Raw genomic sequence first — 19,389 nt, 5'->3', positions numbered from 1 at the left:
TTCCGTCTGCAAGTAATACATGCCGTGCGTCCCGGGGAAAGCCCTTTTTGAACGCCACGTTAGCGCTGACATCTTGCGATTCCCCAAGGAAAGCAGGGGTAATCCCCATTGACTCGTGACGCGTTCTGAACCAGCGTGCGCGTATCAAAGCGCTTTGGGGTTAACTTCTCCTTGCATGAATGCGCGACCTGTCGCCAGATAGATCACGGGAGGATCTGGACAATGAAACGCACACTTTCCACGAGCGTCGCGATCGCGGCGCTCGCCGCTGGGGCGGCGCACGCCCAGGACCTGATCGTTCCGGTGGGCGAGGGGGCCTTCACCTGGGACAGCTACGAGGCCTTCGCCGAGGAATACGACCTCACGGGCCAGCGGCTCGAGATCACGGGTCCCTGGACCGGCGACGAGAAGGCGAAGGTGGACGAGGTCTTCCGCTACTTCGAGGAGGCGACCGGCGCCGACGTGAACTACTCGGGCTCGGACAGCTTCGAGCAGGACATCGTCATCTCGGCCCGCTCGGGTTCCGCGCCGAACCTCGCGGTCTTCCCGCAGCCGGGTCTCGCGGCCGACATGGCGCGGCAGGGCTACCTGACGCCGCTGCCCGAGGGCACGGGCGAGTGGGTCGCCGAGAACTTCGCCGCCGGCGACAGCTGGGTCGACCTCGGCACCTATGCCGGCCCCGACGGGGAGGAACACCTCTACGGCATCTTCTACCGCGTCGATCTCAAGAGCCTCGTCTGGTATTCGCCCATCGCCTTCGACGAGGCGGGCTACGATGTGCCCGAGACGCTCGAGGCGCTGAAGGAGCTGACCGAGGACATGGCGGATGACGGCGTGACGCCGTGGTGCATCGGCCTCGGCTCTGGGGCGGCGACGGGCTGGCCCGCGACCGACTGGGTCGAGGACATGATGCTGCGCACCCAGCCGCCCGAGGTCTATGACCAGTGGGTGACGAACGAGATCCCGTTCGACGATCCGGCGGTGGTCGGTGCGATCGAGGAGTTCGGCTGGTTCGCCCGCAACGACGACTTCGTCAGCGGCGGCAGCGAGGCGGTGGCCACCACCGACTTCCGCGACAGCCCCGGCGGCCTCTTCGCGCTGCCGCCGGAATGCATGATGCACCGGCAGGCCTCGTTCATTCCGGCCTTCTTTCCCGACAACGCCGAGATGGGCGAGAACATCGATTTCTTCTACTTCCCCGCCTACGAGGAGAAGGATCTCGGCAAGCCCGTCCTGGGCGCGGGCACGGTGTTCGGGATCACCAATCCCTCGGACGCCGCGAGCGCGATGATCGAGTTCCTGAAGCTGCCGGTCGCGCACGAGCTCTGGGCGACGCAGGGGGCGTTCCTGTCGGCGCATGCGGGCCTGAACCCCGAGACGTACCAGACCGACACGCAGCGCGCCCAGAGCGAGATCATCCAGGACGCGACCACCTTCCGGTTCGACGGGTCCGACCTGATGCCCTCCGAGATCGGCGCGGGCGCCTTCTGGTCCGGCATGATCGACTATGTCGGCGGCACGGATGCCGAGGCCGTGGCGGCCGGAATCCAGTCGCGCTGGGACGGCATGAAGTGATGAGGATCTGCGGGCCGGCGCCTTTGCCGGCCCGCGCCCGTCCCGCCGCGCCGGCCCGACCCGCGATCCCCGCGGACTGAGACGGCCGGCGCGCGGCGGGCGACGCGCAGGACGGCACCCCGGGCCCGAGATCCGGTGGCCGCGTCAGCCAGGGAGGAGCCCCCATGTCACCGGCCTTGCAGGGCATCATCACGATCATCATCGGGGTCGGCGGATGCGCGGCGTATTTCTACGCGTCGAACTACGTCCTCGACAAATTCGTCTTTCCGGCGCGCACCGACGACCACGGGCGCAACATCAGCCGCGCGACGATGATCCGGCCGTGGCTGTTCCTCGCGCCCGCGATCTTCTTCCTGTCGCTCTACCTGGTCTACCCGGTGGTCGGCTCCTTCGTCCGCTCGCTCTACAATCGCTCGGGCGACACCTTCATCGGGCTCGGCAACTACACGCAGATGTTCTCGGAGGAAGGCTTCCGCATCGCCTTCTTCAACAACATCCTGTGGGTGATCTTCGTGCCCGCGGCGGCGACGTTCCTCGGCCTGCTGGTGGCCCAGCTGACCGATCGGCTGAAATGGGGCAACCTCGCCAAGTCGCTCATCTTCATGCCGATGGCGATCTCGTTCGTCGGCGCCTCGCTGATCTGGAAATTCGTCTACGCCAACAACCCCGAGATCGGGATCATCAACGCGGTGCGCGACTATTTCGGGATGAACCCGATCGACGTGCTGCAGATCCCGTTCTGGAACAACTTCTTCATCATGTTCATCCTCGTCTGGATCCAGACCGGCTTTGCCATGGTGATCCTGTCGGCCGCCCTGCGCGGCATCCCGGAGGAGACGGTGGAGGCCGCGATCATCGACGGCGCGAACCCGTTCCAGATCTTCTTCAAGATCAAGGTGCCGCAGATCATGGGGACGATCGTCGTCGTCTGGACGACGATCACCATCCTCGTGCTCAAGGTCTTCGACATCGTCTACGCCATGACCGGCGGCAATTTCGATACCGAGATCCTGCCCAGCTACATGATGGACTACATGTTCCGCGACGACGGGCGCGCGACCGCCGTGGCCTTCGTCATCATGGTCGTCGTGACCCCGGTCATGGTCTGGAACATCGTCCAGGCCCGCAAGGAAATGAACTGAGGGAGCCGGCATCATGGACAACATCGCAGGACAGAAATCCGGCCTCTCGATCGTCACCAACATCAGCGTCATCGCGCTGGTGCTGATCTGGCTCGTGCCCACGCTCGGGCTGCTCGTGTCGTCGTTCCGAGAGCGCGCGCAGATCTCCGAAACCGGCTGGTGGCGGGCCATGTTCCCGGTGGAACAGGCCTACCGGATCTCGCCCGCCGCCGACGGCGCGGTGCAGGAGGGCGACCTCTGGGTGCTCTCGGGCAACCTCTTCGAGAACGAGGAGGGCCTGGGCTCGGGCACCGTGTCGGGCTTCGGCATCACGTCGCGGGCGCCGGGCGCGGCCCAGCCGGGCCAGACCTATGCCCGCTACGAGGTCTTCGTCATGGAGGACGGCGAGCAGGACGACACCAATCTCGAAATCGCCTATCCCGCGGACGGCGAGCCCGAGTTCCCCGCGGCCGACGAGGACGGCAACGAGATCCTCACCGATCCGCCGCCGACCTTCGAGCGGTCGCTGACGGTGCAGGAGAACGGCGATTTCCGCTACGTGGACGCGGACGAGATCGACCGGGCGCCCTCGGTTTACATCACCGCGAACACGCCGCCCGAGTTCACGCTCGACAATTACGAGACCATCCTGACCTCGGACAACATGGACAGGGCGTTCATCAACACCCTGACGGTGGCGATCCCGGCGACGATCATCCCGATCCTCGTCGCGGCCTTCGCGGCCTACGCGCTTGCCTGGATGAACTTCTCGGGGCGCGGGCTGCTGATCGCCTGCGTCGTGGGGCTTCTGGTGGTCCCGCTGCAGATCGCGCTCGTGCCGCTCCTGACGCTGCACAACCAGATCGGCATCGGGCAGAGCTTCCTCGGGGTCTGGCTCGCGCACACGGCGTTCGGCATGCCGCTCGCGATCTACCTTCTCAGGAACTACATGGTCGGCCTTCCGCGGGACATCATCGAATGCGCCAAGGTCGACGGCGCGACGGATTTCCAGATCTTCACGCGCATCGTGCTGCCCCTGTCGTTCCCGGCGCTCGCCAGCTTCTCGATCTTCCAGTTCCTCTGGACATGGAACGACCTGCTGGTGGCCAAGGTGTTCCTGCCGTCGAACTCGGAAAGCTGGGTGATGACGGTCAAGATCGCCGACGACCTGCTCGGCTCGCGTGGGGGCGACTGGGGGATCCTCGCGGCGGCGGCCTTCGTGTCGATCGCGGTGCCGCTGCTCGTGTTCTTCTCGATGCAGCGCTTCCTCGTGCGGGGCCTTCTGGCGGGATCGGTCAAGTAACAGGACGAAGGGAACGGCGCGCGGTGTCCGAGGCCGGGCGCGCGCGCGGGAGGAAGGGCAGGCCGGACGGGAGGATCGCGTTCCCCTTGGACGCGCAGGAGACCGGACGGACAGCAACAGGCCGTGCACGGCCAGCAGTGTAAGGATAACGCGGATGAATGTGGCCGACTCCCTGGAGTCCACCCGCGCGAGTGATGGGCAGACCGACTGGTGGCGGGGGGCGGTGATCTACCAGATCTACCCTCGTTCGTTCCAGGATTCGAACGGTGACGGGATCGGCGACCTGCTGGGCATCGCCCAGCGGTTGCCGCACGTCGCCTCGCTCGGGGTGGACGCGATCTGGATCTCGCCGTTCTTCACCTCGCCGATGAAGGATTTCGGCTACGACGTCAGCGACTATTGCGACGTCGACCCGATGTTCGGCAGCCTCGCCGATTTCGACATCCTGATCTCCACGGCCCACCGGCTGGGGCTCAAGGTGTTCATCGACCTCGTGCTGTCGCACACCTCGGACGAGCACCCGTGGTTCAAGCTGTCGCGCACCTCGCGCGACAACGACAAGGCCAACTGGTACGTCTGGGCCGATCCCAAGCCCGACGGCACGCCGCCCAACAACTGGCTGTCGATCTTCGGCGGCTCGGCGTGGCAGTGGGACGGCACGCGCATGCAGTATTACATGCACAACTTCCTCACCGAACAGCCGGACCTGAACTTCCACGAGCCCGCGGTGCAGGAGGCGCTGCTCAACATCGCGCGGTTCTGGCTCGGGCGCGGCGTCGACGGCTTCCGGCTCGACACGATCAACTTCTACGTCCACGACAAGCACCTGCGGGACAACCCCCCGCTGGACCCCGCGCTGCGCAACCCGATCACCGCGCCGGCGGTGAACCCCTACACCTGGCAGGATCACCTCTACGACAAGACCCAGCCAGAGAACCTGCTGTTCCTGCGCAAGCTGCGCGCGCTGATGAACGAATACAACGCCGCCGCCGTGGGCGAGGTCGGCGAGGACCAGCGCGGGCTCGAGGTGCTGGGCGAGTATACCGGCGGCGACGACATGATCCACATGAGCTACGCCTTCGAGCTCCTGTCGGACAAGATGCCCACCGCGCCCTACATCGCCGAGGTCTTCCACAAGGTCGAGGCGGTCGCGGCGCAGGGCTGGGCCTGCTGGGCGTTCTCGAACCACGACGTGCCGCGCCACATCTCGCGCTGGCACCTGACCGATGCCGGCGCGCGCTGCTTCAACACGCTGATGATGTGCCTGCGCGGTTCCTGCTGCCTCTACCAGGGCGAGGAACTGGCGCTGCCCGAGGCCGACGTCGCCTTCGAGGACCTGCAGGACCCCTACGGCAAGCGGTTCTGGCCGGCCTTCAAGGGCCGCGACGGATGCCGCACGCCCATGGTGTGGGAACCCTCGAACCAGAACGGCGGCTTTTCGGCCGGGCATCCCTGGCTGCCGGTCAGCCACGAGCACCTCAACCGCGCGGTGAGCACGCTCGAACAGGACCCGTCGACGATCCTGCACCATTACCGGCGCGCCATCGCGTTCCGCCATGCGCACCGCGCGCTCTTGAAGGGCACCCAGACGCGCGTCGAGGCGCGAGGCAACGTGCTGTGCTTCGTCCGCGAACACGAGGGCGAGACGATCTTCTGCGCCTTCAACCTGTCGGGCGATCCCGGGCTTCTCGACGTGCCGGAGGGACAGTGGCACCAGATCGGGATCGAGCTCGGCTCGGCGGGCCCCGCACCGGACGGGCGGCTGCATCTGGGACCGTGGCAGCCGGCGCTGCTGATGCGGGCGGCGGAGTAAGGGAAATGGGAGGAGACCGGCCATGGCCAACCTGAAACTGACCGGGGTCGCAAAGACCTACGGCGGCACGGTCGACGTGCTGAAGGACATCAACCTCGACATCAAGCAGGGCGAGCTGATCGTGTTCGTCGGCCCCTCGGGCTGCGGCAAGTCCACGCTCCTGCGGATGATCGCCGGGCTCGAGAAGATCACGGGCGGCACGCTCGAGATCGACGGGCAGATGGTCAACGACGTGCCCCCTGCCCAGCGGGGCATCGCCATGGTGTTCCAGTCTTACGCGCTCTACCCGCACATGACCGTCCGCGACAACATGAGCTTCGCGCTCAAGATCGCCAAGAAATCCCCGGACGAGATCAACGCGGCGGTCGAGAAGGCGGCGAAGATGCTGCAGCTCGGGCCCTATCTCGACCGCCTGCCCAAGGCGCTGTCGGGCGGGCAGCGCCAGCGGGTGGCGATCGGCCGGTCGATCGTGCGCGATCCGAAGGTCTACCTCTTCGACGAGCCGCTCTCGAACCTAGACGCGGCGCTGCGCGTGGCGACCCGGATCGAGATCGCGCAGCTGAAGGAATCGATGCCCGATTCCACCATGATCTACGTGACCCACGACCAGGTCGAGGCGATGACCCTGGCGACGCGGATCGTCGTGCTGGCCAACAAGGGCATCGCGCAGGTGGGCACGCCGCTCGAACTCTACCAGACGCCCAACAGCGAGTTCGTGGCGCAGTTCATCGGCTCGCCCGCCATGAACCTGCTGCCCGGCGAGATCGTCGAGACCGGGGCGCAGACGCGCATCCGGATGGATGCGGGCGGCACGGCGGTGTCGGCGGTCCCGACCACCGACGCCGATCGCGGGCTCAAGGTGAATGTCGGCGTGCGACCGGAGGATTTCGTCGGGACCGACAGCGCCACCGACTACATCTACGAGGGCAAGGTCGACATCACCGAGGCGCTGGGCGAGGTGACGCTCCTCTACTTCGAGGCGCAGCGCGAGGACCCGGTGATCGGCAAGCTGCCGGGCGTGCATGCGGACCTGCGCGGCCGCACGGTCAAGATGACCGCCGACCCCGAGAAGGTGCATCTCTTCCACGACAAGCGGTCGCTGCGCTACCGCTGATCCCGCGCGGGCGGCCCCGGATTGGCCTGCCCGCCCGCGCGCCGTTCACTGCTCGAGCGCCTCGAACGCGTGGCGGGCGAGGACGCGGCCGGTCCGGCCGAGATGGTACCGGATCTCGTAGGCGCCCGGCGCGTCGGGCACCGGCAGCACCAGCGGGCTGTCCTCGCTGGTATAGGCCTCCGCCAGCGCCTCCGCGTCCGGCGCGCCGGCGCGCGCGATCGACAGGAAGTCGCGCCGGTAGTCGGGCCCTTCCCACGTGACCGCGATGTGCCCGCCGGCCTCGGCCGTGGCGGACGCATCGATCGACGCCGTGACCGCCGACAGCACGATCTCGCGTCGCGCCAGCACGGCGTCGCCGAGATGCGGCGCCACGTAACGGATCTCGTAGAGACCCGGCGCTGCGGGCATCTCGACGATCAGCGGCGAGCCCTCGCGCACATAGGTCAGCGTCTCGTAGGCCGGTGCCCCGGGCCATGGCCGCGCGACCGCGACGTGGTCCTTGTCGAAGGCCGGGCCGGTCCAGGCGACCGCCACCGGCGCGCCGGCGCGCGCGGCCTCGGGCGCCGCGAGCGTCGCCTCGGCCGCGATGACCTCGACGGCGCGGCGCGCGAGCACGGTCGCGCCCTCGTCCATGACATAACGCAGCTGGTAGAGGCCCGGCACCTCGGGCACGGCGATGCCGAGCGGCGCGCCCGCGTCGATGCCGGTCTCCGCGACCGCGGCGCCGCCCGCCTCGGGAACCAGCGCGATGCGGTCGCCGGGATAGGCGGGGCCGTCCCAGTCGACCTCGAGCGTGCCGCCGGCGCGGGTCCGCGGCACCGCGTAGAGCCAGCCGGAGACGGGCAGGATCTCGACGGCTTGCGTCGCAAGCACCGCGCCGTCCGCGCCCGCCACGTAGCGGAGCGTATAGGCCCCGGGCCGCGCGGGCATGCGGAGCGCGGTCGGGCTGTCCTCGCCCACGGGCACGCTGTTGACCGCCGCGCCCCCCGCAGCCGGCACCACCTCGATCCGGTCCCCGGCGTCGCCCGGTCCCACCCAGGCGACGGGCAGGGTGAACCCGGCCTCGATCTCCTCCTCGGCGAGGATGCGCGCGGCGACGGGGTCAGGCTGCGCGCCAACGACGGCCGGCGGCAGGATAAGGGCCAGCGTCAGGAGCGCGGGGCGAAGAAGGCGACGCATCGGCGGGATCCGGGAACTGCTGCGGGGCTCGGCGCACTTAATCACCATCGGCCTGCCGATTCCATGGCATGGCGCCGCCGCGGCGGGCGCAGCCCGGAAATGCAGGCCCCGGGCATGGCGAAGCAGGCGGTGCGGCACTATATGCGCCCGGACCGGCGGTACTGCCTCCGGCCCGGGCGCGACCTGCCGCGCCGACAGGCGGGGTCACGACCGGCCGCGTGTGTTCGCCATACGTTCTCATTTTTCCGTTGGAGAAGCGCCGTCTCTCCATTATGTGTTAACCGCTGCCGTCTGGGGGTCTCATGCCTGAGCTGAAGCATATCGAGGTGCGCGGCGCGCGCGAACACAACCTCAAGAGCATCGACGTCGACATCCCGCGCGACCAGCTCGTCGTCATCACCGGCCTGTCGGGGTCGGGCAAGTCCTCGCTGGCCTTCGACACGATCTATGCCGAGGGGCAACGTCGCTACGTCGAATCCCTGTCGGCCTATGCGCGGCAGTTCCTCGACATGATGGAAAAGCCCGATGTCGACCACATTTCGGGCCTCTCGCCCGCGATCTCGATCGAGCAGAAGACCACGTCGAAGAACCCGCGCTCGACCGTCGGCACGGTGACCGAGATCTACGACTACCTGCGCCTGCTGTTCGCGCGGGTGGGCACGCCCTACAGCCCGGCGACCGGCCTGCCCATCGAGGCGCAGCAGGTCCAGGACATGGTCGACCGCGTCATGGGGATGGAGGAGGGCACGCGCGGCTATCTCCTTGCCCCCATGATTCGCGACCGCAAGGGCGAGTATCGCAAGGAATTCCTCGAGCTGCGCAAGCAGGGCTTCCAGCGCGTCAAGGTGGACGGCCAGTTCCACGAGCTGGACGATCCGCCGGTCCTCGACAAGAAGTACCGCCACGACATCGACGTCGTGGTGGACCGCATCGTGGTGCGCGAGGGAATGGAGACGCGACTCGCAGATTCGTTCCGCACCGCGCTCGACCTCGCGAACGGCATCGCCGTGCTCGAGACCGCGCCCCGCGAGGGCGAGGGAGAGTCCGAGCGCATCACCTTCTCCGAGAACTTCGCCTGCCCGGTGTCGGGCTTCACCATCCCCGAAATCGAGCCGCGGCTCTTCTCGTTCAACGCACCCTTCGGAGCCTGTCCTTCCTGCGACGGGCTCGGGGTCGAGTTGTTCTTCGACGACCGGCTGGTGGTGCCGGATGCGGGGCTCACCATCGCCAACGGTGCCATCGCGCCGTGGCGCAAGGGCAAGTCGCCGTATTTCCTGCAGACGATCCAGTCGCTGGCCAAGCATTACGAGTTCGATCCCAACACGAAATGGGTCGACCTGCCGGCCCACGTGCAGCAGGTCTTCCTGTTCGGCTCGGGCGACGACGAGATCGCCTTCCGCTACGACGAGGGCGGGCGCATCTACAACGTCACGCGCAGCTTCGAGGGCGTCATCCCGAACATGGAGCGGCGCTACCGCGAGACGGATTCGAGCTGGATTCGCGAGGAGTTCGAGCGCTACCAGAACAACAAGCCCTGTTCGGCCTGCGGCGGCTACCGGCTCCGCGAGGAGGCGCTGGCGGTCAAGATCGGCGGGCTGCATATCGGGCAGGTGGTCGAGATGTCGATCCGGCAGGCCCACGACTGGTCCGAGGGCGTGCCCGGGGCGCTGACCAAGCAGAAGAACGAGATCGCCCGCGCCATCCTCAAGGAGATCCGCGAGCGGCTGGGCTTTCTGAACAATGTGGGCCTCGAATACCTGACGCTGTCGCGCGCCGCCGGCACCCTGTCCGGGGGCGAGAGCCAGCGCATCCGGCTGGCCTCGCAGATCGGGTCGGGACTGACCGGCGTGCTCTACGTGCTCGACGAGCCCTCGATCGGCCTGCACCAGCGCGACAACGACCGCCTGCTCGGCACGCTCAAGAACCTGCGCGACCAGGGCAACACGGTGATCGTGGTCGAACATGACGAGGAAGCGATCCGCGAGGCCGACTACGTCTTCGACATCGGGCCGGGCGCCGGCGTGCATGGCGGCCAGGTGGTTGCGCACGGCACCCCCGCGGAGATCGCGTCGAACGAGAATTCGGTGACCGGCCAGTATCTTGCAGGCACGCGCGAGATCGCGGTCCCGGCCGAGCGCCGCAAGGGAAACAAGAAGAAGCTGACCGTGGTCAAGGCCACGGGCAACAACCTCAAGAACGTCACCGCGGAGTTTCCGCTGGGCAAGTTCGTGTGCGTGACGGGGGTGTCCGGGGGCGGCAAGTCGACCCTGACGATCGAGACGCTCTACAAGAACGCCGCGATGAAACTGAACGGCGCGCGCGAGACGCCCGCGCCCTGCGAGACCATCAAGGGGTTCGAGCATCTCGACAAGGTGATCGACATCGACCAGCGCCCCATCGGGCGGACGCCGCGGTCGAACCCGGCGACGTATACCGGGGCCTTCACGCCCATCCGCGACTGGTTCGCGGGCCTGCCCGAGGCCAAGGCGCGGGGCTACAAGCCCGGCCGCTTCAGCTTCAACGTCAAGGGTGGACGCTGCGAGGCCTGCCAGGGCGACGGCGTCATCAAGATCGAGATGCACTTCCTGCCCGACGTCTACGTCACCTGCGAGACCTGCAAGGGCGCACGCTACAACCGCGAGACGCTGGAAATCCGCTTCAAGGGCAAGAGCATAGCTGACGTTCTTGATATGACGGTCGAAGACGCGCAGGAGTTCTTCAAGGCGGTGCCCTCGATCCGCGAGAAGATGGACGCACTGGTGCAGGTCGGTCTCGGCTACATCAAGGTCGGCCAGCAGGCGACCACGCTCTCGGGCGGCGAGGCGCAGCGCGTGAAGCTGTCCAAGGAACTCGCCAAGCGGTCGACGGGACGGACGCTCTACATACTCGACGAACCCACCACGGGCCTGCATTTCGAGGACGTGAGAAAGCTCCTCGAAGTGCTTCATTCTCTTGTGGAAACCGGGAACACGGTCATCGTGATCGAGCACAACCTCGACGTCATCAAGACGGCGGACTGGCTCATCGACATCGGTCCCGAAGGGGGCGATGGCGGCGGCGAGATCGTGGCGCAGGGCACGCCGGAAGAGGTCGCGCAGGAGCCGCGCAGCCATACCGGCCGCTATCTCGGCCCGATGCTGGCAGCACGGCGGGTCGCCGCGGAGTAGCCTCCGCGGCGCACGTCCTCAGTTCGCGAGGGTCGCGATCCCGCCGATGATGTCGAGGATCGCCTGCGTGTCGCGGTCAATGCGGAACACCGTGTCGTCGCGCCGCGCATAGGTGTAGTCGGGATCGAGGCCGTAGCGCCGCGGATCGCGGATCACGATGTAGTCGCCGTCGAGCCTGTCACCGACGCGGTAACGGTGGTCGCGGTCGCGGTGACCCTTGCCGACCTGTCCGGGCGGCGTGCAGCCGTTTTGTTTCTTGGCGAGCCCGGGCGGGCAGCCCTTGGGCTGTGCGGCAGCGATTCCGGGCGCGGTCGCAAGCGCCGCGGCCAGCGCGGCGGCGGTCAGGGCGGGCAGGGAACGGATCATCTGGGGGCCTCCTTCGGTCGGTCTGTCATTGATTTCCTGAACGCGGAATGTCCGTCCCGGGTCCCCCGGTGCAAGCCGCGCGACGGCGGCCGGCGGAAAGTGGCCATGCGGCACGTTCCGTGTTCACGGAATGGAAAGATTTTGGGCGTCATCCTGACCCGGACGCGGCAGGGGGCATCGGGCACATGAGCGCAGCGGCGGCGGAATGCGCCTGTCGGCCATAGGCACGCGCCGGCCGACCATCCGCGACGTCGCGCGGGCCGCGGGCGTGTCGAAATCGACGGTGTCTCTGGTCCTGAAAGGCGATCCGGGCGTGCGCGCGGACACCGCCCGGTCGGTGCACGCGGCCATCGCGGCGACGGGCTACGTCTACGACGCGCGGGCCGCCAACCTGAGGCTCGCGCGCCCGGGGCCGCTCGGCTTCGTCTGTGCCACGCCCGGCGATCCGCTGGTCGCCGCGGTACTCGAGGGCGCGACCGAGGAGGCGGCGGCGCGGACGCGGGCACTGCTCTTCGCCTGCGTCGCGCCGGGACGTGCGGCGGCTCCGTCGGTCGCGGCGCTGCGCCGCGAGGGGGCGGAGGGCGTCCTCCTCTGCGGCTCGATGGTACATCCCGGCGGGGATGGGACGCTCGCGGTGCCCGGCAGCGTTGCAGGCTTCGATGTCGGGCAGGGCTGGTGCCTCGCGCGGCGGGCGCTCGGCACCTCTGCCGAGGTCGCGGTGACGGGCGACATCACCGGGCTCCTGCCGGAGGATATCGGGCTGCGCGAGGCCCGCGCGACAGGTCGCGGGCTGCCGGGGGCGGTCGCGGTGCTCCGCACCCGTGTCGGGACAGAGGCAGGCGTCGTCGCGCTGGCCGAGGCGCGGGGGCCGCGGCTCGCCGTTCCGGTACTGCGCTATGACGGGCGGGCGCTCGGGCGGTGCGCCGTCGCGGCGCTCTGTGATCCGGACCACGTGCCGCGGCCCGTGCCGGTCTGGCTCGAAGGGCCGCCGCGGGCCTAGCCCCGCCGGATCAGTTCATGTCGGCCAGGAGCCGGCCGTGCTTGCGCGTCTCGGCGACAAGCGCACCGAAGGTCCGGATGCCGCGCGCCTCGAGCATCGGCAGCATCCGCAACAGCGCCTCGGCGGTCGCCTGTGCGTCGCCCATGGCGGTGTGGCGCAGCCGTTCCGGCACGGCGACGCCCAGCCGCGCGCAGAGCGCGTCGAGCGTGTGCGTGTCGGTCGTGCCGAACAGCACCGCCGACAGGAGCACGGTGTCGAGGATCGGGTGGTCCCAGGCGACGTCCATGGCGCCGGCGTGCCGCCGCAGGAAGGCCATGTCGAACGGCGCGTTGTGCGCCACGATCACGGCGTCGCGGGCGAAGGCGTGCAGCCGGCGTCCCGCCGTCACGATGTCGGGCGCGCCCGCCACCATCCGGTCCGAGACGCGGTGCACCCGCGTCGCGGCCTCGGGGATGGGGCGGCCGGGATCGACCATCGTCTCGAACCGCTCGCCCGGGACGATGCGCCCGTTGACCACGCGCAGGGCGCCGATCTGCACGATCTCGTCTCGGTGCGGCAGGAGGCCGGTCGTCTCGGTGTCGAGCACGCAGAACCGCAGGGCCGAGAGCGGCGTGTCCGACAGCTCGCGGGGCGGCGGCGCGGTCATCAGGTCGAAATCGTAGACGATGGGCCGCGCGGCGTCGGGGGCGAGCCGCGCCTCGGCGGCGTCGATCACCAGGAGGTAGCCGCCGCCCGCCATGGGCTTCATCCGGATCGCGTAGCGCTGCGCGCCGTCCGCGCCGGTCGCCTCGAAATCGACCTCGAGCCCGGTCGACTGCATCTTCTTCAGCGCCTTGCGGACGCAGCCGGCATCGAAATATTCCGTCACTTCGGCGTCGAGCCGCGGGGTGCCGATCTGCCCCAGGAGTTCCGCCGCCTGCCCGTCGTAGAGCACGATCCGGTTCGCGGCGTTCACGAGCAGCGTCGCCACCGGGATCTCGGTCAGGAGCGCCGTCAGCCGCTCGCGTTCGGCGGTCAGGCGGTGGGTCTCGGCCGCGACGGCCTCGGCCGTGGCCAGCGCCCGGTCGCCGAGCGCGCGGCTGACCGCGTCCGCCGCGGGGGCGAGATCGCCGAGATAGCGCGCCGCCGACCAGTCCGGCGCCACGTCTCCCCCGGCATGGGCGCGCACGCGCAGATCCGCGGCGATGCGGTCGACGGGCCGCGCGACGTGCTGGTCGAACAGGAACCAGAAGAGCGTGACGAGGCCCAGCGTCGCGAAGCCCGCGACCACGAACGCCAGGAGGAACCCGCCCTCGGCCTGGCGCGCGCCGATGGCCAGCGCCGCGCCGACGGCCGCAAGCAGCCCCAGCGCGAGGATCGCGAAGAACACGAGGACGCGCAGGCGGAGCGAGCCGGGCATGCGCATCACACCGCGCCGCAGACGGCCGACACGATCGGGTCCCCGGCGCCCACGTCGCGCCAGACCGGGGCGCCGCCATCGCCGCCCGCCGGATCCGCGCGGCGGCCGCCCGGGCAGTCGACCATGACCTGCACCGACTGCACCGGCCGCCAGCGGCCGTAGAAGTAGAGGTCGGCCATGTAGAGGCCCTCCGTCTCGGCATTGGGGTGCAGGTTCCCTGTGTCGAGGGCGATGAAGCGTTCGACCATCGGCACGGCGTAGGTCCAGGGCCGCCACCACGAGGTCGCGGAGGCCGCCTCGGCCACGACCACGCCCGCGGGCAGCCCGGCCGCAGTACGGGCATACCAGCCGTATTCCAGCGCGATCGACGTCCCGAGCATCGCGACGCCGGCGGTCAGCGGCACCAGCCAGCGCGGCAGCCCGCGCAGAAGCTGCGTCACGACCAGCATGGCCCCCGCGCCGGCAAAGCCCGCGACGATGACCGCCATCAGCTCGAAGACCATGGTTTCCTCCCCCTCGCGCCCTCTCAGCCGAGCATGCCGCGTCCGTGGCCGAGCGCCGATTGCAGGCCCTTCACCACCACGAAGGCATCCCGCAGATGCGACCGATCAAAATCCGACAGGTCCGCGGGTGCAAGGTAATTGTCGGGCGTCTCTCCCCGTCGCACCTGCCGCGCCTGGTGGGCGAGGCGGGTCTCGGCGATCAGGTCGTAGGCATCGAGAAGGTCCTGCCCGCCGCTGTCCGAGAGGACGCCGCGCGCGCGGGCGGCGGCGATGCGTGCCCGGGTGTTCACGGGCAGGAGCCGGCCGCGCAGCGCGTAGACCCGCGCGAGGTCCGTCACCGGCACGACGCCCGAATGCTTGAGGTCGAGCCGGTTGCGGTGCTCGCCCGAGCGGATCAGCGCGAAGCCCCGGATGAGGCCCAGGGGCGGGGTGTGCTTGAGCGAGTTCGCGATCATGTGGGACACGAAGATCGAGTTCCCGGACGCGGCCTCGAGCGTGTCGGCGTTGAGGCTGTCGAACAGCGCGCGGTCGCCGCCGATGGCGCGCAGGTCGAACATGACCGAGGCGAGCATCTGCGCCTCGGGGTCGGGCCGCGCGATCCAGCGGCGGAAATACTCGCTCCAGACGCTGCGCCGCTGCCGCCATCGCGGGTTCGTCGCCATCATGTCGCCCGGGCAGTAGACGTAGCCGCAGGTATCGAGCCCGTCGCAGACAAAGGCGGCGAGGCGCGCGAAATAGGCGTCGTCGGCCGGCGTCGCGTCGTCCGACAGGATCAGGCAGTTGTCCTGGTCGGAGACGCCGGTCTGCTCCTGCCGCCCCTGGCTGCCGCAGGCGAGCCAGAGATAGGGCACGGGCGGGGGCCCGAGCGTCGCCTCGGCGAGCGTCAGGAGCCTCCGGGTCGCGGCATCGGCGATGTCCGTCACGAGGCGGGTGATCACCTCGTGCCGGTGGCCGGCTGCGACCAGCTGGGCGAGGAGTTGCGGGATCCGCGCGGTGACCTTCGCCATGCCCGCGGCATCGTTCGCATGGGCGATCTCGGATACGATGTCGGCCGAGGTCACGGCCTGGTAGCGCGTGAGGTCGGTCTGGGTGACCATGCCCACCAGCCGGTCGCCCGAGGTGATGGGCAGGTGGCCGATGCGGTGCTCCATCATCGCGTGCAGCACGTCCGACCCGAGCGCGGAGGGATCGAGCGTGATCGGCCGACGGGTCATGATCTCTGCCAGAGGCGTGTCGGCGGAGCGGCCTTCGGCCACGATCTTTCCCGAGATGTCGCGCAGCGTGACGATGCCCGTGAGCTTGCCGTCCTCGGTCACGCAGAGCGAGGACACGTGCGCGGCGCGCATCTTCTGCGCGGCCTCGCGCGCGGTCGCGTCGGGCGGGCAGGTGAGGAGCCGTGTCGCCATGAGGGCTGCGACCCGGCTCGTGGCGAGGTCGGCGCGCTCGGGCCGCTCGCCGCGCTTGCGGTCGAAGAAGCGCCGCACGGTCTCGTGGGCGGCGGACAGGTCGCGAAACGCCGCGGCCGGCAGAAGCAGGAGCTCGGTCGGCGCGGTGGCGTGCGCGGTCGTCGCGGCGAGCCCGTCGCGGGCGAGCCCGCGTTCGCCGAAGGAATTCCGCGGTCCGAGCAGCGAGACCTGTTCGCCGTGCTCGTCGCGCACCTCGATCGCGCCCGCGACCACGACATAGAGCCCGTCGAGCCGGTCGCCGAAGGTGTAGACGACGTCGCCCGCGTCGTAGCGGCGCTGCTGGAAGGTTTCGGCAAGCGCGGCGCGCGCCTCGGCGGGCAGCGTCGCGTAGGGTTCGAGCGTGGCAAGGAAATCGGTCAGGGCGGCAGGGCCGAACATGGCGCTGTCCTCCGTGCGAAAGAGAAAGGTCCCGCCCGGGCGTCGTGCCGGACGGGACCGAAGGTGCGGGCGGGCCGGTCGTGCGGCCCGCCCACGGGGTCCGGTCGGCTCAGTGCGCCTGGGCCGTTCCCGCGCCGCGCGGCACGCGGACGCTTTCCACCAGCTCCTGGATGTCGTCGGGCACCGGACGCGTCATCGACGAGACCACGTAGGCCACGACGAAGTTGATGAGCGCGCCCACCGCCCCGAACGAGGTCGACTTGATCGTGCCGAGCAGCGGATCGGCGTCGGTGAAGCTGTTCGTGTCGGGAATGAAGAACCAGCCCTTGTGCAGGAAGATGTAGAGAAGGGTGGTGACGAGACCCGCGATCATGCCCGCCACGGCGCCGCTGTTGTTGATCTTCGTCGAGAAGATTCCCATCATCAGCGCCGGGAAGATGGACGATGCCGCGAGCCCGAAGGCGAGCGCCACGGTCTGCGCCGCAAAGCCCGGCGGGTTCAGGCCGAGATAGGTGGCCACGGCGATCGACACCGCCATCGCGATCCGGGCGGTCAGAAGCTCGCCCTTCTCGGAGATGCCGGGATTGATCGCCCCCTTCACGAGGTCGTGGCTGACCGCCGACGAGATCGCGAGCAGGAGGCCTGCCGCCGTCGACAGCGCCGCGGCGAGGCCGCCGGCCGCGACGAGGCCGATCACCCAGCCGGGCAGGTTGGCGATCTCCGGGTTCGCGAGAACCAGGATGTCGTTGTTGAAGTTGGTCAGCTCGTTGCCGGACCAGCCTTCGGCCGCGGCGCGTTCCTGCAGCGCGGGGTTCGTCTCGTTGTAGTACTGGATGCGGCCGTCGCCGTTCTTGTCTTCCCAGCCCAGAAGGCCGGTCTGCTGCCAGCTTGCCATCCAGTCATAGGCCGGATCGTTCTCGATGGTCTCGATCGCGACGGCCTCGCCGTCCGTGCCGTTCGGCCAGAACTGGTCGGTGATGTTGAGCCGCGCCATCGCGCCCACGGCCGGAGCGGTGAGGTACAGAAGCGCGATGAAGACCAGCGCCCAGCCCGCCGACCAGCGCGCGTCGCTGACCCGCGGCACGGTGAAGAAGCGCATGATGACGTGCGGCAGGCCCGCGGTGCCGATCATGAGCGACAGCGTGAACAGCATCATGTTGAACGTGTCGCCGTTGTGCGCGGTGTACTCGTTGAAGCCGAGATCCGTCACCACCTGGTCGAGACGCGCCAGCAGCGGTTCGCCCGACGCCTGGTGTTCGCCGAAGAGGCCGAGGCCCGGGATCGGGTTGCCCGTCAGCTGCAGCGAGATGAACACGGCGGGGATGGTGTAGGCGAGGATCAGCACGACGTACTGCGCCACCTGGGTGTAGGTCACGCCCTTCATGCCGCCGAACACCGCGTAGGCGAACACGATCACGGCGCCGATCAGCAGGCCCGTGGTCGAGTCGACCTCGAGGAAGCGGCCGAAGGCCACGCCGACGCCGGTCATCTGGCCGATCACGTAGGTGACCGACGCGATGATGAGGCAGACCACCGCCACGAGCCGCGCCGTCTTGGAGTAGAAGCGGTCGCCGATGAACTCGGACACCGTGTACTTGCCGAACTTGCGCAGGTAGGGCGCGAGCAGGAGCGCGAGAAGCACGTAGCCGCCCGTCCAGCCCATGAGGTAGGTCGAGTTGTCGTAGCCGGTGAAGGCGATGAGGCCTGCCATCGAGATGAACGATGCGGCCGACATCCAGTCGGCGGCGGTCGCCATCCCGTTGGTCACCGGGTGCACGCCCCGGCCGGCCGCGTAGAACTCGGAGGTCGAGCCGGCGCGCGCCCAGATGGCGATCCCGATATAGAGCGCGAACGAGGCGCCCACGAAGATGATGTTGATGACCGTCTGATCCATGATCTTATTCCTCGTTCACGCCGTGTTCGCGGTCGAGCCTGTTCATCCGCCAGGCGTAGAAGAAGATCAGCACCAGGAAGACGAGGATCGACCCCTGCTGGGCGAACCAGAACCCGAGGTCGGACCCGCCCACGGAAATCCCCGACAAGAGCGGCCGCAGCAGGATGCCGAAGCCGAACGAGACCAGAGCCCAGATGATCAGGCTGATGATGATGAGACGGATGTTGGCCTTCCAGTAGGCCTTTCCGTCGGTGGTCGCGCGCGTGGCGCGCTGCGTTGTATCCGTCATGGGATTGCGGTTCCTCCTCCTTGCGGTGTTTCGGGCCGCGCGGCCCGTCGGGACGCGCGGACACCGTTCCGGCGTCGCGGGCGCTGCCGCCCGCGACGGTCTCTCCCTTCAGGCGCGGGCCGCGCGCACCACGGCGCCCAGCCGGTCGGCGATGTCGCCGATCGCGCCCATGGCGTTGACGCGCACGAGCGCGCCAAGCCGTTCGTAATGGTCGGCCAGCGGCGCGGTCTGCGCGCGGTAGGCCTCGAGCCTCTGGGCGACGGTCTCGGCGCGGTCGTCCGCGCGGCGGACCATGTCGGTCCCGCCGCAGGCGTCGCAGGTGCCGGGCGCCGCCGGCGGCTTGTGGCGGTCGTGGTAGCCCTCGCCGCAGGTCCCGCAGGTGACGCGGCCCGAGATCCGATCGACCATCTGCGCGTCGTCCACCTCGAGGCTGATCGCCGCGTCGATCCGCTGCCCGGTCTCGGTCAGCAGAGCGTCGAGCGCCGCGGCCTGCGCGGCGGTACGCGGAAAGCCGTCGAGGATCACGCCGCGGCGCGTGTCGGGCGCCGCGAGCCGGTCGCGCAGGATGGCGATGACGATGTCGTCCGACACGAGGTCGCCGCGCGCCATCACGGCCTCCGCCGCACGGCCGGCCTCGGTGCCGTCCTTCACCGCCTGCCGCAGCAGGTCCCCGGTCGAGAGCTGCACGAGGCCGAAGCGGTCCTGCAGGAGCCGCGCCTGCGTGCCCTTGCCGGCCCCCGGGGGGCCGAGCAGGATGAACACGGGCGCGATGCCGGGGCGGGATGTGCCGTCCATGGCCTCACCCCTTGTTCATGCGGTTTT

At 69.0% G+C, this 19,389-nt stretch carries 15 protein-coding genes; 7 read left to right on the top strand and 8 right to left on the bottom strand.

The window, feature by feature from the left end; translation table 11 throughout:
• Positions 1–222: 222 nt before the first annotated feature.
• From RISW2_RS17435 to RISW2_RS17415, 5 genes are all read left to right on the top strand, one after another.
• Complete coding sequence (locus tag RISW2_RS17435) at positions 223–1,575, top strand: ABC transporter substrate-binding protein (protein ID WP_043773552.1); 1,353 nt, start codon at positions 223–225, stop codon at positions 1,573–1,575.
• Positions 1,576–1,739: 164 nt separating this feature from the next.
• The gene (locus RISW2_RS17430) at positions 1,740–2,717 is read left to right on the top strand and encodes a carbohydrate ABC transporter permease (protein ID WP_043773551.1); all 978 of its coding nucleotides are present in this window, start codon (positions 1,740–1,742) and stop codon (positions 2,715–2,717) included.
• A gap of 13 nt (positions 2,718–2,730) precedes the next feature.
• Complete coding sequence (locus RISW2_RS17425; protein WP_043773550.1) at positions 2,731–3,999, top strand: carbohydrate ABC transporter permease; 1,269 nt, start codon at positions 2,731–2,733, stop codon at positions 3,997–3,999.
• A gap of 154 nt (positions 4,000–4,153) precedes the next feature.
• Positions 4,154–5,812, top strand: coding sequence for an alpha-glucosidase family protein (locus RISW2_RS17420; RefSeq protein WP_051492130.1), 1,659 nt, complete (start codon positions 4,154–4,156; stop codon positions 5,810–5,812).
• A gap of 22 nt (positions 5,813–5,834) precedes the next feature.
• A complete protein-coding gene (locus tag RISW2_RS17415) occupies positions 5,835–6,926 on the top strand; it encodes an ABC transporter ATP-binding protein (RefSeq protein ID WP_043773549.1) in 1,092 nt (363 codons plus the stop codon).
• 45 nt (positions 6,927–6,971) lie between these two features.
• On the opposite strand, the gene RISW2_RS17410 is transcribed toward RISW2_RS17415, so the two are convergent.
• Positions 6,972–8,105, bottom strand: coding sequence for a hypothetical protein (locus RISW2_RS17410; protein WP_043773548.1), 1,134 nt, complete (start codon positions 8,103–8,105; stop codon positions 6,972–6,974).
• Between the two features lie 302 nt (positions 8,106–8,407).
• On the opposite strand from RISW2_RS17410, the gene uvrA reads away from it, so the two are divergent.
• A complete protein-coding gene (gene uvrA, locus RISW2_RS17405) occupies positions 8,408–11,272 on the top strand; it encodes an excinuclease ABC subunit UvrA (protein WP_043773547.1) in 2,865 nt (954 codons plus the stop codon).
• Positions 11,273–11,290: 18 nt separating this feature from the next.
• On the opposite strand, the gene RISW2_RS17400 is transcribed toward uvrA, so the two are convergent.
• Positions 11,291–11,638 carry a hypothetical protein gene (locus RISW2_RS17400; RefSeq protein ID WP_043773545.1) on the bottom strand — a complete coding sequence of 116 codons (348 nt, stop codon included), beginning with the start codon at positions 11,636–11,638 and terminating at the stop codon, positions 11,291–11,293.
• Between the two features lie 205 nt (positions 11,639–11,843).
• Between RISW2_RS17400 and RISW2_RS25490 the strand changes: the two genes are divergently transcribed.
• Entirely contained in the window at positions 11,844–12,638 is a 795-nt protein-coding gene (locus RISW2_RS25490) for a LacI family DNA-binding transcriptional regulator (RefSeq protein ID WP_051492129.1), read from the top strand.
• A gap of 10 nt (positions 12,639–12,648) precedes the next feature.
• Here RISW2_RS25490 and RISW2_RS17390 read toward each other — a convergent pair whose 3' ends face one another.
• The 6 genes from RISW2_RS17390 to RISW2_RS17365 form a co-directional block, all read right to left on the bottom strand.
• Complete coding sequence (locus tag RISW2_RS17390) at positions 12,649–14,037, bottom strand: 3'-5' exonuclease (RefSeq protein WP_341872017.1); 1,389 nt, start codon at positions 14,035–14,037, stop codon at positions 12,649–12,651.
• Positions 14,038–14,042: 5 nt separating this feature from the next.
• Positions 14,043–14,540, bottom strand: a complete 498-nt coding sequence (locus tag RISW2_RS17385) for a hypothetical protein (RefSeq protein ID WP_043773542.1) — start codon at positions 14,538–14,540, stop codon at positions 14,043–14,045.
• 23 nt (positions 14,541–14,563) lie between these two features.
• Positions 14,564–16,384, bottom strand: coding sequence for a DUF294 nucleotidyltransferase-like domain-containing protein (locus RISW2_RS17380; RefSeq protein WP_043773541.1), 1,821 nt, complete (start codon positions 16,382–16,384; stop codon positions 14,564–14,566).
• 109 nt (positions 16,385–16,493) lie between these two features.
• On the bottom strand, positions 16,494–18,278 hold the full coding sequence (locus tag RISW2_RS17375) for a sodium:solute symporter family protein (RefSeq protein ID WP_043773540.1): 1,785 nt from the start codon (positions 18,276–18,278) through the stop codon (positions 16,494–16,496).
• Between the two features lie 4 nt (positions 18,279–18,282).
• Entirely contained in the window at positions 18,283–18,567 is a 285-nt protein-coding gene (locus tag RISW2_RS17370; RefSeq protein ID WP_043773539.1) for a DUF4212 domain-containing protein, read from the bottom strand.
• A gap of 108 nt (positions 18,568–18,675) precedes the next feature.
• Positions 18,676–19,362 carry an adenylate kinase gene (locus RISW2_RS17365; RefSeq protein WP_043773538.1) on the bottom strand — a complete coding sequence of 229 codons (687 nt, stop codon included), beginning with the start codon at positions 19,360–19,362 and terminating at the stop codon, positions 18,676–18,678.
• Positions 19,363–19,389 lie beyond the last annotated feature (27 nt).

The organism is Roseivivax isoporae LMG 25204 (assembly GCF_000521865.1).
In the GTDB taxonomy this organism is placed as follows: Bacteria; Pseudomonadota; Alphaproteobacteria; order Rhodobacterales; family Rhodobacteraceae; genus Roseivivax; species Roseivivax isoporae.
This window is presented reverse-complemented; position numbering and strand designations above follow the sequence as displayed.

Bases quoted from the DNA above. Each gene is read 5' to 3' on its own strand.
- RISW2_RS17390 (WP_341872017.1), bottom strand. From the start codon at position 14,037: ATGCCCGGCTCGCTCCGCCTGCGCGTCCTCGTGTTCTTCGCGATCCTC.
- RISW2_RS17435 (WP_043773552.1), top strand. From the start codon at position 223: ATGAAACGCACACTTTCCACGAGCGTCGCGATCGCGGCGCTCGCCGCT.
- RISW2_RS17410 (WP_043773548.1), bottom strand. From the start codon at position 8,105: ATGCGTCGCCTTCTTCGCCCCGCGCTCCTGACGCTGGCCCTTATCCTG.
- RISW2_RS17430 (WP_043773551.1), top strand. From the start codon at position 1,740: ATGTCACCGGCCTTGCAGGGCATCATCACGATCATCATCGGGGTCGGC.
- RISW2_RS17380 (WP_043773541.1), bottom strand. From the start codon at position 16,384: ATGTTCGGCCCTGCCGCCCTGACCGATTTCCTTGCCACGCTCGAACCC.
- RISW2_RS17415 (WP_043773549.1), top strand. From the start codon at position 5,835: ATGGCCAACCTGAAACTGACCGGGGTCGCAAAGACCTACGGCGGCACG.
- RISW2_RS17370 (WP_043773539.1), bottom strand. From the start codon at position 18,567: ATGACGGATACAACGCAGCGCGCCACGCGCGCGACCACCGACGGAAAG.
- RISW2_RS17400 (WP_043773545.1), bottom strand. From the start codon at position 11,638: ATGATCCGTTCCCTGCCCGCCCTGACCGCCGCCGCGCTGGCCGCGGCG.
- RISW2_RS17425 (WP_043773550.1), top strand. From the start codon at position 2,731: ATGGACAACATCGCAGGACAGAAATCCGGCCTCTCGATCGTCACCAAC.
- RISW2_RS25490 (WP_051492129.1), top strand. From the start codon at position 11,844: ATGCGCCTGTCGGCCATAGGCACGCGCCGGCCGACCATCCGCGACGTC.
- RISW2_RS17365 (WP_043773538.1), bottom strand. From the start codon at position 19,362: ATGGACGGCACATCCCGCCCCGGCATCGCGCCCGTGTTCATCCTGCTC.
- RISW2_RS17385 (WP_043773542.1), bottom strand. From the start codon at position 14,540: ATGGTCTTCGAGCTGATGGCGGTCATCGTCGCGGGCTTTGCCGGCGCG.
- RISW2_RS17420 (WP_051492130.1), top strand. From the start codon at position 4,154: ATGAATGTGGCCGACTCCCTGGAGTCCACCCGCGCGAGTGATGGGCAG.
- uvrA (WP_043773547.1), top strand. From the start codon at position 8,408: ATGCCTGAGCTGAAGCATATCGAGGTGCGCGGCGCGCGCGAACACAAC.
- RISW2_RS17375 (WP_043773540.1), bottom strand. From the start codon at position 18,278: ATGGATCAGACGGTCATCAACATCATCTTCGTGGGCGCCTCGTTCGCG.